The following is a 12,839-nucleotide window of genomic DNA, read 5'->3' on the forward strand; positions in this document are numbered from 1 at the left end:
AACGTCCTTTTGTTCACATCCCCATTTCCCTTCCTCATAGGTCACGGTCAGATGACCCTTCCCTTTCAAGGCGAGGAGTTCGGGTGAACCCAAATCTATCCCAAAGTCTCCCTCAAATTTTGACTTATACTTTTCAGATGCCCCGGCAATGGTGGCTTGAGCGTTGGTTAGCTGGACGTAATTCCCTAGGGCTAACTTGGGGGCTTTGAGTTGGACTTCTTTCCAGTTCAAGCCACTGGGGTCAATCTTGGCTTCACTCACACTAGCCGTGACGTTGTTGAGGTCAGGAACGCTAATTCCTGCTTTCTCTATGGTGACGGTTTTGCTGCTGTGGTCGTATTGAATATTACTAGCCTTGAAGGTCAGAAGCTTGGCTATTTCTCCCTCAATGCCAACGTCCTTTTGTTCACATCCCCATTTCCCTTCCTCATAGGTCACGGTCAGATGACCCTTCCCGTTCAAGGCTAGGAGGTCGGGTGAACCCAAATCTATCCCAAAGTCTCCCTCAAATTTCGACTTGTACTTTTCAGATGCTCCAGCAATGGTGGCTTGAGCGTTGGTTAGACTAACGTAATTCCCTAGGGCTAACTTGGGGGCTTTAAGTTGGACTTCTTTCCAGTTCAAACCACTGGGGTCAATCTTGGCTTCACTCACACTAGCCGTGACGTTGTTGAGGTCAGGAACGCTGATTCCTGCTTTCTCTATGGTGACGGTTTTACTGCTGTGGTCGTATTGAATATTACTAGCCTTGAAGGTCAGAAGCTTGGCTATTTCTCCCTCAATGCCAACGTCCTTTTGTTCACATCCCCATTTCCCTTCCTCATAGGTCACGGTCAGATGACCCTTCCCTTTCAAGGCTAGGAGGTCGGGTGAACCCCAAATATATCCCAAAGTCTCCCTCAAATTTCGACTTGTACTTTTCAGATGCTCCGGCAATGGTGGCTTGAGCGTTGGTCAGACTAACGTAATTTCCTAGGGCTAACTTGGGGGCTTTGAGTTGGACTTCTTTCCAGTTCAAACCACTGGGGTCAATCTTGGCTTCACTCACACTAGCCGTGACGTTGTTGAGGTCAGGAACGCTGATTCCTGCTTTCTCTATGGTGACGGTTTTGCTGCTGTGGTCGTATTTAATATTACTAGCCTTGAAGGTCAGAAGCTTGGCTATTTCTCCCTCAATGCCAACGTCCTTTTGTTCACATCCCCATTTCCCTTCCTCATAGGTCACGGTCAGATGACCCTTCCCGTTCAAGGCGAGGAGGTCGGGTGAACCCAAATCTATCCCAAAGTCTCCCTCAAATTTTGACTTGTACTTTTCGCTGGCTCCGGCAATGGTGGCTTGAGCGTTGGTTAAACTAACGTAATTTCCTAGGGCTAACTTGGGGGCTTTAAGTTGGACTTCTTTCCAGTTCAAACCACTGGGGTCAATCTTGGCTTCACTCACACTAGCCGTGACGTTGTTGAGGTCAGGAACGCTGATTCCTGCTTTCTCTATGGTGACGGTTTTGCTGCTGTGGTCGTATTGAATATTACTAGCCTTGAAGGTCAGAAGCTTGGCTATTTCTCCCTCAATGCCAACGTCCTTTTGTTCACATCCCCATTTCCCTTCCTCATAGGTCACGGTCAGATGACCCTTCCCGTTCAATGCTAGGAGGTCGGGTGAACCCAAATCTATCCCAAAGTCTCCCTCAAATTTCGACTTGTACTTTTCGCTGGCTCCGGCAATGTTGGCTTGAGCGTTGGTCAGACTAACGTAATTTCCTAGGGCTAACTTGGGGGCTTTAAGTTGGACTTCTTTCCAGTTCAAGCCACTGGGGTCAATCTTGGCTTCACTCACACTAGCCGTGACGTTGTTGAGGTCAGGAACGCTGATTTCTGCTTTCTCTATGGTGACGGTTTTACTGCTGTGGTCGTATTGAATATTACTAGCACTAAAGTTGAGCAGGTTAGCAATGGTTCCCTCAATGCCAACGTCCTTTTGTTCACATCCCCATTTCCCTTCCTCATAGGTCACGGTCAGATGACCCTTCCCTTTCAAGGCTAGGAGGTCGGGTGAACCCAAATCTATCCCAAAGTCTCCCTCAAATTTTGACTTGTACTTTTCGCTGGCTCCGGCAATGGTGGCTTGAGCGTTGGTCAGACTAACGTAATTGCCTAGGGTTAAATCGGGGGCTTTGAGTTGGACTTCTTTCCAGTTCAATCCCTCCTGATTAATTTGAGCCTGACTGACTGTGGCCTCGACGTTGTTAAGGTCGGGGATTTTTAGCCCAGCTTGTCCAATAATGATGCTTTTCTGGGTGGGGTCGTATTGGAGATTGGTGGCGTTGAATTGGAGGATGTCGGAAATTTGTACCTCTACACCAATATTTTCAGTTTTATAGTCCCATTTTTTCGTTTGGCTCTGATAATTGATTTTGAAAGTTCCCTCGGGTTTGATGGTTGCTAAATCAGAACCTAGATTAAGTTCTACTCTTCCCTGAATATCAAGCCCGTAGTTTTTGCCTTGCTGGTCTAGTTTTAATTTGGGCTGAGTGACTTTTAGCCAGGGGAATAGTTCAATTTCTGTGGGTGTGGATTCTAACCAGGTGGCTGAAAAACTAGAAATTTCTTGGGAAACTTCTTCAACCAAACTGCTGAGGATGGCTGGTACTTGTTCTAGGGTGTGAAGTGACCCGTCTCCTTTACGTTGGATGGTTCTCGCCCTCGAATTTTGCTGGACAACATGGGTAAGCTCATGGGCTAGGAGTTCTTGGCCTTGAAGACTATGGGGTTGATACTTGCCGCGCTGAAAAAAGATATCCTGTCCGGTGGTGAAGGCTAGGGCGTGAATGGAGTGATTTAACTGATGGGATTCTTCATCGGTGTGAATCCGAACACGTCTGAAATCGGTTTGAAAGGCTTCTTCGAGGGGTTCGCGTATATCGCTTGGCAGGGGTTGTCCTTGACCTCGCTGTTGCCGGATGGCTGTTTCAACTTGGGGGGTGACGGTTGTCCCAAGAGGGCTAGAAGTTGGGGTGATTTGGGGGAGGATGGGTTTGGCTTGGATGGTTTGGGATGGGTTGGGAGTCGGGATAGTTTTATGATGTATCTTTTGCATGACTTGAGCGGCCATGCGGTCGGCTTCTTGCTCGTGGCGATTCCTTTGGAAGGCTACGCTAACGCCTGCTGGGGTAATTGTTAACTTAGCTTGTACCCTGTTTTCCTTTGGGGGATTTAGTTCTTGAGATAAGCCCCGAAATGGGGACTCCCCCCCTCCCTTCGGCTGCCCAGATTGGCGTTGAGCTTGTAAAAGCCCTAATGCTTGGTTCCCCCAAGGGGTTGGGAAGTCTTCCTGTAATAATGATGGTGGCGTGTGGTAGGTCTGCGCCGTTGGAGTTGCTGACTGGACTCGTACTTTAGGTTCAGATTGTTGTCTATCCCTCATGATTCCCCTCTCCCGATTCAATCGGTCCCTTGTTGTTCAACCAAGCTCTTAGCTCCCTAAGCGGGAATCCTCCCGTGATTCCCCTTCTATGTCTATTCTCTAGGATTTAGGTGCCTTTAACCCTAAAATTGGTGGTGACAAAGCTCCCAGTCCCAGCATATTGAGGAGTGGCATCAGGTACAGGCCCTCCGGGTGTGGGTTGTTGAGCGGGGACAAGGACTTGGAATTTTGCATTAAAGGTCCCTCCCTTCAGTAATACGGGTTTATGATTGGACTTGACGCGGAGTGCTTTTTGATTGGGGGCTAGGGAGGCAATACTGAGGATGCCTACTCCGGGAATGTTGTAAACCGGGGTCATATAGGGACAACCGGGAACAATCACGGTTTTTTCATCTCCATCGATACAGACCAGTTTTTGATTGATTTTCATTTTCCCGGTTCCGCTTAGGTTGCCGGGTCGAACTGTGACAATGGCTGGCCCAAAGGTTGGGTTAAACATCGCTAAATCCCCTGTTGTTAAAATAAAGTCAGACATAAATCTCCCCCAAAATTAAGCGTTTTAATCGATCCAGTCCTCAGTTTGTACGGCGTTTCGCAGCATATAGGGCGTAAGTCGGCCAATAATGGTATTCCCTGCCATGGTGCCATCGGGATGGTGATGACAAATTTCTAGGGCGTGAACTCGTGGACTCAGGGCAAAACTTTCTTCTAATATGACTAAGGAAATCGGTCGCTGATTGAGGTTAAATTTGATCCGAATGGTGACAGTTCCGGTCACGATTTGAGGATTGAGATTAGTTAACACTACATAGAATCCCTGAAGATTGGCTAAAAACTGTCGGTAGGTGACGGTGTGGGTGGCGCGAATCCCTTGGGCGGAAAACTCTAGGTTTGGGGTGTTGGGATAGTATGACCCGGGAAAGGGCGAAAGTTTGGCGGTTTGGGATTGGATGCGCAGGAGCAAAAGATGGTTAATTTTTAGGGCTTCTTCTGGGATGGGATGATCTGGTTCAACCCACACCTCAATCTCTAGTTTTTGTTGTTGGGGAAGCTCGAAAAGACGGAAGCGGTAGATTCGCTCTAACCATTGGGAGTTTGGAATGAGGCGCAGGGTGTCGCCGATGGCTGGTCCGAGGCGGGTGTTGCCAATTTTGTACTCTGTACGGCGAGTATAAACCCGGAGGGTGGGTGTTTGGGGGTCACGGGGCAATTGTAGGGTTGATTGTTGGTCTGAACCGAGGCGGGTGGTTTGTTCTACGGGGTCCCAGAGGGGGCGCGGTTGATAGATCCGCAGTCGGGCATCATGGACTAAACGCAGGGTTTGAGGGCGTTGTGAACCGAGGCGGGTGTTGCCGTCGATGGGCTGGATTTGAGGTTCATGGATTTGCAGGGGGGGGTCATTTTGCAGTTGCAGGGTGCTGGCTGGGTTGCTGTCGAGGCGGGTGTTACCGGACATGGCGGCTAAGTCGTTCCAAGGCCGATAAATCCTCAAGTTTGGCTCTAGGTCAAAGGGTGCGGTTAGGATGAGACAAGAGAAGGGTTGACCATTGAGTGTAAAGTGCAGATGGAGGGTGAGGGTACCCCGGAGATGGCGATCGCCTAAATTCGCTAAAGCCACAAAAAAGCCCCGAGGATTCCCCACCCACTGGTCATAAAATATCCGTTGGCGAACTACAGGCCCCCTCTGGCTACCCTTGGGTTCTAACAGTTTCTCGGTCCCCTGAATGCGAATTAAAATATCTTGCCCCAATTGACTCTCAAACTCTTCGGGATCGAGATGAACCGAGGCCTCAAGTTCTAATCGCTGCTGGGAGGGGTCTTCCCACAGGGTAAAGGGATAACAACAGCCCCACCCCTGACTTAGCTGCATCGTAAGGGTTAAAATCCGCAGCGCGTAAAAGGTATGAGCGGGCTTTTCTTGGTTAATAATCGCCTGGGCTGCTCGGCATTCTCGCCAGTAACGCTCCGGTTGGATCACCTGATGACTGGGTAAGGCTAACTGAACCTGAAAATAATGGGGTTGATCGGGAAATTCAAAAATCGAAATCGTCCGCTCTGGGTAGCTCAACCCAGAATTCTCTAGGTAAATGGTGAGCATTTTTTTCAACCCCGGAACCGTTCCCCGAATCCGGTACAGCGGCACCATTTGGCTGATAAATTGCCGCTTTACAGCTTCGTTCCAATCTTCCTGTAAACTCAGGGCAATCCACCCCGCCAACCACGGCAAAAATTCCGCCGGAGTCTGTTGGGGGTCAAAATAACGATGAATCTCGGAAATCACGGTTTCTACCCCCACGGTCGATTCTGATTCAGCCGTGAGGATGTGGGGTTGAAAAGGGGGAGCTTCTGGGGAGGGAATCCCGCTCAAAATCTGCTCAAAAGCCCCGAGAAACTGACCAATTAAGGGGTCAGTTTGCAGGTAGGCCGGGAGGTATTCTAAATAACTGCTTAATTGGGGTTGGTTTTCCATTGCTCTCTGAACCGTTGTAAGGTTGGCATCTCACCGATCTGAATCCGGACTAATTCATGGTCTTGAATGGACAGACCAATCACTTGATTTTGTTCGTTAAACTGTTGGCGTTCCGGTTCAATATCCGTTAGGGTCAAGTCTTCGACATAATCAACCCCCGGCAGACCATCGAGGAGTTCATAAAGTTGGGAGAAATAAATATCAGCCCCAAAGGGGTAGCCTTGACCTTGCCAAAAGTCTTGGGAGTCTAGGGGGGCAAAGTATTGATGAACCCGCTCTTGGGCAATCTGTCGGACGCGGCGGAAATCGGCACTATCTTCAAGGTAAAGACGGGCGTTGAGGGTGACGTTGACCCAGTGGGGTTCAATAATGTGCAGGTGGGTACTCAGGAGGCGGCGTTGATTCAGGAAGCGTCCTAGGGTGTGCCGTAGGAGTTGGGTGTCAGCTTGGGGATAGCGGGTCAGGACGACTAAGGTAATATGACCCTCAACCACTTGGTTAATCTCGGCATGGTCTAGATCCCGTTGGGGGAGGCAGTGAACCCGGGCAATTTCGGCATCGGTGCCAAAGTCTCGCTGGGCGGTGCGGGTTTTAAGCCAGTCGATGAGGATTAGTTGCTCAAAGTCTTGGGGGGTGACGGCACGGTAGGGGTGACGGAGTTCGGCGAGGGTTTTTTGTATTTCGGCTTGGATGAGGGCGGCTTGAGCGGTGGTGGTCAGGTCTGGGGGCAGGGTCCAGGGTTTGCCTTTCAACAGGGAGAGGAAGACGGCCTGATTGGCGGGGGGGATTTGGTGGAGACGGTAGAGAACCATCTCGGTGAGCCAAGCGAGGAGTTCAATGAGAATGATCCCGGGGTCTGAGGGGTTATGGTCAGTCCACTGGGGGGCTTCGAGGGGAATTCGATTAATGGCTTCGGCTACCAGGTCGTCCCAGGTGCGTTCTTCTAGGGGTGGATTGGGGATGGGCATGGTTTTAGGATTGGGGGTTGGGAGTTGGGAGTTGGGAGTTGGGAGTCGGGTGTCGGGTGTCGGGTGTCGGGTGTCGGGTGTCGGGAATCGGGAATCGGTGTAGGGGCGCAATGCTTGCGCCCTAGGGAGTCGGGAATCGGGAAAAGGCAATAGTCAAGAGTTTTAGCTATTCCCCTGCTCCCCCTCTCCCCCTCTCCCCTATTCCCCATTCCCTGTTCCCCGTTCCCTGTTCCCCGTTCCCTGTTTAAGAATGACTTGGTGGTTTCCCGAGTAGATCAGGGTTTGGGGGTCAATCTGGAGTTCGGTGGGTTGGATCTCTAGGGAGTAGACATAACCCAACTCAGGAATGGCTTCGAGAACGGCGTAGATGTCTGAGGGTTGGGGGCGACGGCCAAACTGCCAGCCCGTCCCGTCTTGACCTCCGGTGAGGGGGTGCAAAAATTCCTCTAGTCTTTGGAGGACGGTGGCTTTAAGGGCTCCGGCTTGGGCGAGGTTTTGGGGGACAATTTCGGTGATGATCTGGATTTCTTGCCATTTCGGCCCTGAGAGGTGAAGGTGTAAGGTGGGAATAGAGCGGGCTTTGAGGAATTGTTCAACGCGGTTGAGTAGGGCAAGGTTCGGGGTGGGTTGACGGTCGGGGCTATGGGGGACGATGATCACGTCTACATGACCCGCCCGGATAGGATGGTTAAAGACATCGATTTCGTTCCCTGCAATGGGGGTTTGTGGGTTAGGGTTGGGATCTATCCAGAGTTCCTCTAGGAGGGGGTTAAAGCCGGGGGCGAGCATTTCGGGGGTGATGACTTGAACGCGGGCGACTTCGATGGAGGCTTCATAGGTGAGGTCGGCGAAGTCTTGGGCGGTGACGGCGCGATCGCGATGTCGGAGATGTTTGGGCGATCGCAATTTCAGACGCTCCACAGATTCTCGGTCGCTGCCCCCTAATGCCGCTTCCGGGTTGATTACCCCGTCCAAGTAGGGGATCGTAGTCTTCAGCGTGGCGATGGTTTGGGTGCCTTGATTTCCCCGCACTCCCCCGCCAATACTATAGTGAGCCAGACGGATGTTCTGACGACCCCGAGGAGGAATTCTACCCCCCTGACCATCCCCAAAGCGAATAGTCCCCAGTTGACGATCAATGACATAGTGGCGATCGCTCGGACCCGAACTATAGAAATCCGGCACTTCCTGCCAACGCACCCAAACCCTTTCCAGACGACCATTTTCATCCCAACTCGGTCGAATGGCATCGCCTCCCCAAAGACGGTTTAAAGCCTGTTGATCAGAGGCCGAGGGCATCTGTCCCTCCTGAACCTCCAATTGCTGCCCCCACAAAATGGGAACCTGACTGCTCCGAAAAACCTGATTCGGTTCATGATTACTCGATCCCAACACCTCCCCACGCAGACCAATAGACTGACTCGCCCAAGTGGTATTCGTGCGCACCGCCTGAATCCGAGGAGCCGGAGTCAAGTCCGCCGAACGAGCCACCTGACCACAGAAATAGCGCATCAGACCCCAGAGCCTAAACCGTGGGTAGGTAATCGCCCACCGGAAGAGAGCCAATAAAGGCCAAGGTAACTCACCCGGAGGAGTCAGTTGTTGGCGAACCCGCAACCAATACCGGGATTGACCAAAATGGGGAGACTCCATCCAATCAGTCGGTCCAATAAACTGCACTAACCCTTTTTCCGAAAAACCCTGAGTCTGATCTTCCACCACCAAAGGCTGCCAGCCTTGGGGACTGGGATATTCCCAAACCTGACGCAGACTATTGTAGGCTGACGAATCCAGGCGTTTTCCGGGAGCAACCTCTTGGGGTTGGGGGGGCTGGATCTGAAAATAAAGGCTATTGGCGCGGTTAGGGAAAGGACGATTAAACCCCAGATAAAGGGCTGAATCCGAATTCAGTTGAGGAGTCAGGGGATGAAAACAACGGGCGACCCGGGTTCCCCCCGGATAATCTTGCTCTAAAGGGTCACGCAAAATCACCTGTTGACCCCCTCGATCAATCAGTTCAATTTGCCGTTTTTCGGGAGGCTGTCCCGGAAAAACCAACAATTCCCCCAAAGCCAAAGAACTCACCTCTTTAAACTGCACCACTCGCTCCCCTTGGTGAACCGGACGCTGGAGAAACAAATCGAGAGGCTGGGCATCCGCAAAAATAAAATCATTGTAGGCTTTGACCCTCGCCGGACTCTGGAAAACAAAGCGATAGGTCAACGTCAAACTCTGGAGAATAGGCGGGTCAAACGTATCCGGTGTAGATTCCGTCAGGGTTAATTTCCGCAAAATCCGACTACCGCTTTCGTAAGGATGGCGGGTAGGATGATTGAGAACAATCATCTGCTCTTGGGGGCGCAAATCTACCACTTTCGCCTCTTCCTGACGGAGTGGATCCACCAGAGATTGTAGGCGGAGCGTATCCCCTAGCGCGACACCCTCTAAATCATCCCCCTCAATTTCCAGTTGACCCGAGGAGATAGTCCGAGCCACCATCGTCACCTCGTTATACACCACATAGGGGCGCGTTCTGCCTCGACTGCCATACAATCCCTCAACAATCCGCGCCCGTAACCAGTAAATCGCCTCCCCCGCCGTCCCCGACCCGGGCAAAATCGAGGGAAACTGAAACGCCCCCACCACACTCCCCGCAACCAAGCGCAGGGGTTCAGAATCCGGCAACCAACGGAATTTAGCCTCCTCATCCGTTCTCTCAATTTCCTGCCATTCCACCCCTTGCCCCACTTCCCAAACCACCCTTAAATCATCGGTATAGCGAGGGCTACGGCTCATTTCGGCCTGAATTTCCATCACCATCCCCGGCTGAATCAGGCGACCATCTAAGGCAATCCGAAAAGTGTCGTTATACTGAGGTGCCGTGCCGAACGGATAAAAATCCTTACTCAAATCCAGCAGACTCGTATTAAAAAAACAAGCCCGGGGAGACTTCCTTTGATCCACCGCCGTACTCACCCCCATGGTTCGCAATTCCGGCAATTGCTGCCGTTGATGGTGACTCAACCTCACCCGCAACCATTTCCCAGACACCCCATCCACCTTAACCTCTTGGAGTTTCGGCAATTGGCCCAGAGTAACAACGACTTGCCCCCCTCCAGACAACCCCGACGGCTCCACCCCCCGCAAACCTTGCCACTGTTTGCCATCCCAAGCCTCCCAATCCACCAGACGACCCGCCAACTGTTCGGCGCTGGCCGTTGAGTCCGTTTCTAACATGACCGTGATTTGGGTCAACTCCGGCAAATCAAAGAGATCCCTAGCCTGCCAGTACAGATAATGGTCTACAGGTCTATCCCCATGCCAAGGACAAAAAGGCGGATCTTCCTCCTGAGTTTTTGGGTTGCGTTGGCTATAGTAATCATGATCCTCAATGACAAAAATTGACCGGAGTTGAGTCTCTGTGACCAGCAACTCCTGCTCCGTCTCAAACACCACATCCTCATCCTCCCCAGCCCTCGGGGGAGCCGCCACCTGAGTCTGGGGCGGAATTAATACCCCTGACCCCCCCGTAGCCAAACGGAACGTTACAGGCACCCGCGCCGCTTGGGGCGGAATTAACTCAGTTCCAATAAGATTGAGAAAAGCCAACTGATTGCGATTCGGCACATCATTCAAATGGTTTTGAACCACGGTCATCATCTGACCAAAAATCCGCACCAACGCCAGACCCAAATCCGGCGCATCAGTTCCCGGTGTTTGCCAATCGGAATAAGATTCCACCAAGGTAAGAGTCTGTTGAATAATCTCTTCCCGACTCCGTTGATCTAATTTAGGGGGGTCTAAAGACATCTTCGTTATTTATTGCAAATAGAAAGGATAAACTAAATTAAATTCATTAGTAGTCGTTCTGACTTGATAATGAATCGAAATTTGTAATAAATTCGGCTGGGCAGATTGGGGCAACAAATCAACATCTAAAACATCAATCCGAGGTTCCCATTCCATCAAAGCCGACCGTACATCGCTAATAATTTGCCCCACCGTTCCCGGAGTATTGGGCGCGAAAACATGATCATGAATCCGACAGCCAAACTCAGGACGCATCAGCCGTTCACCCCGGGCTGTACTGAGAATAGCCCAGATGGATTGTCGCACCGCCGCCTCATATTTCGCCGTCGCAATCTGCTGTTCCTCATCCAGTTGTACCGGGAATGACCAACCCACTCCCAAAAAATCAATATCCATTACATCACTTCCAACGCACTATTATTAACTTTCACTCCAGCAGAACAAGTCAACTCCAGCCCAGACTGTGCCTCAAACTCCGCTTTAGTTTGTGCCTTAATCTTACAGTTTGAACCCGCCTCAATTTCACAATCTTGTTGGGTCTTAATCTGCAAATTGTTACACTCAATCACCAAATCATCATCACTGCTTTTTAAAGAAATCTTACCCTTCGCCTTAATTTTTAAATCCTTCTCTACCTCAATTGTCATCTCATCATTTTCGCAGTCAATCATAATTTTATTCTTGCCACTTTTATCCTGAATAATCACCTGCTCCTTATCTTCCGTATCATCCAGAATAATCATGTGACCACTGCGAGACTTAATCAGACGTTTATTATTTTCTCCATCATCATTTTTTTCCGGTGGCTTATCTTTTCCATTCCATAAACTGCCCAAAATATAGGGAAACGCCATATCCCCATGTTCAAACGCGACTAACACCTCATCATCCACCTCCGGCAAAAAGTAAAACCCCCGATCATCCCCCGCCATCGGAGTCATCACTCGCGCCCAAGGACTCTCATCCTCATCCGTTAACCAAGGAAATTTTACCTTAATTCGTCCTAATCCATCCTCATCTTTAATATTAGTCACTACCGCAATTGTCACCCCATAAAATCGGGCGGATTGGTCAGGAGGCATTAATAAATCAAATCCCATCATGATGCAGTTCTCCTCGCAGTAAATGACGTTTTATAACCCGATCTTTGACTATAAAAATGTTCAGTTGATGTCACATAATAAAGCCCACTAAAGCGTTTTCCGACCTGTTCAATCTCAATCACCTTCGCAATGCGTAGCGTGGGATTGCCGGGACAAGTCCCCTCCGCCGTGATGTACGCGATCGCCATATCCTTAAACTGCCCTAAAGCAATTTCATCAGCCTCCGCCTTAGTCGCTACAGGCTGATGAACAATAGTCGCCGTCGATTCCCCAAAAGTTTCTACCACCTTCGGCCCGGTTTTTTGCCCCCCCATCTTACTCCCCTCCTTCCCACTTCCTGCCTTTCCTAGCACCTCCTTTTTATCCTCCGGTAGCCAGCCTCGAACCTCCACCTTTTCCACCTGATTCATCGTACTTAAGCGCGGAAAAAACTCGCTTAAATTCTCCTTAAATTTCAAAGTCATTACTTTTTGACCATCATTTTGGGGCGGTTTAAAAGAAATATTTTTTTTCTCAATCACAATTTCATAACCAATCCGTTCAGCCCGCCCCCTTAAAAAATCCCAATCCGTTTGATTTCGTTGTAAAACATAATCATGCTGAACGTCACTATCCTTAACTTGAGGGGTTAAACTCCTCTGCCGCGCAATATTACTAAAAATTTCACTATCCTTCATCTTCGTAAAAGATTTAGTCTTTGTTCCTCGTAACAATCGGTGTCGGAGATCATGACCTCGCACCACTAAACGAGGTGTAGAACCTTGGCTAAATTCAGGCTCTAGCCCCGTAATTTCCCCATAAATAACCGTCTGCAAACTATTCTCATAGCCCATTTTAATTTCAACTTCATTCCCCAAATCAAATAAATCATCATCCACCCAAGTAAACTTTTCTTTCGGCAAATCCCAACTAATCAATTCCAAAGTAAACATACTTGGTGCGTCAATATCTTCAAAAACCTGAACCCCAATCAGATCCGCGTCAGTTTTCGCCGATAGTTTTTTCCCTTGAACTAAAATTTCCACATTAGGAGCAAGAGTTTTAGCCCCAGAATAGTTAGACATTCC

The 12,839-nt window shown here is 50.0% G+C and carries 9 protein-coding genes; all 9 read right to left on the minus strand.

Translation table 11 applies throughout. The features are described from left to right. The coding region (locus tag SPI9445_RS0105395; protein ID WP_026079551.1) for a hypothetical protein at positions 1 to 831 on the minus strand (831 nt) is incomplete at its 3' end. Next, a complete protein-coding gene (locus SPI9445_RS27360; RefSeq protein ID WP_017303713.1) occupies positions 821 to 3,421 on the minus strand; it encodes an eCIS core domain-containing protein in 2,601 nt (866 codons plus the stop codon). The genes SPI9445_RS0105395 and SPI9445_RS27360, both read right to left, overlap by 11 nt. A gap of 106 nt (positions 3,422 to 3,527) precedes the next feature. Further along, complete coding sequence (locus SPI9445_RS0105405) at positions 3,528 to 3,956, minus strand: hypothetical protein (protein WP_017303714.1); 429 nt, start codon at positions 3,954 to 3,956, stop codon at positions 3,528 to 3,530. A gap of 24 nt (positions 3,957 to 3,980) precedes the next feature. After that, entirely contained in the window at positions 3,981 to 5,891 is a 1,911-nt protein-coding gene (locus SPI9445_RS0105410; protein WP_017303715.1) for a phage tail protein, read from the minus strand. Then, the gene (locus tag SPI9445_RS0105415; protein WP_017303716.1) at positions 5,870 to 6,859 is read right to left on the minus strand and encodes a baseplate J/gp47 family protein; all 990 of its coding nucleotides are present in this window, start codon (positions 6,857 to 6,859) and stop codon (positions 5,870 to 5,872) included. The genes SPI9445_RS0105410 and SPI9445_RS0105415 overlap by 22 nt, the downstream gene beginning before the upstream one ends. 198 nt (positions 6,860 to 7,057) lie before the next feature. After that, positions 7,058 to 10,669, minus strand: coding sequence for a baseplate J/gp47 family protein (locus SPI9445_RS0105425; protein ID WP_017303718.1), 3,612 nt, complete (start codon positions 10,667 to 10,669; stop codon positions 7,058 to 7,060). A 9-nt stretch (positions 10,670 to 10,678) separates the two neighbouring features. Further along, complete coding sequence (locus SPI9445_RS0105430) at positions 10,679 to 11,065, minus strand: GPW/gp25 family protein (protein ID WP_017303719.1); 387 nt, start codon at positions 11,063 to 11,065, stop codon at positions 10,679 to 10,681. Beyond that, the gene (locus tag SPI9445_RS0105435) at positions 11,065 to 11,772 is read right to left on the minus strand and encodes a phage baseplate assembly protein V (protein WP_017303720.1); all 708 of its coding nucleotides are present in this window, start codon (positions 11,770 to 11,772) and stop codon (positions 11,065 to 11,067) included. Before SPI9445_RS0105435 ends, SPI9445_RS0105430 begins: the two co-directional genes overlap by 1 nt. Then, positions 11,769 to 12,836 (minus strand): phage late control D family protein, encoded by a 1,068-nt coding sequence (locus SPI9445_RS0105440; RefSeq protein ID WP_017303721.1) that lies wholly within the window; start codon positions 12,834 to 12,836, stop codon positions 11,769 to 11,771. Before SPI9445_RS0105440 ends, SPI9445_RS0105435 begins: the two co-directional genes overlap by 4 nt. Positions 12,837 to 12,839 lie beyond the last annotated feature (3 nt).

Source organism: Spirulina subsalsa PCC 9445, from assembly GCF_000314005.1.
Lineage (GTDB): Bacteria > Cyanobacteriota > Cyanobacteriia > Cyanobacteriales > Spirulinaceae > Spirulina_A > Spirulina_A subsalsa.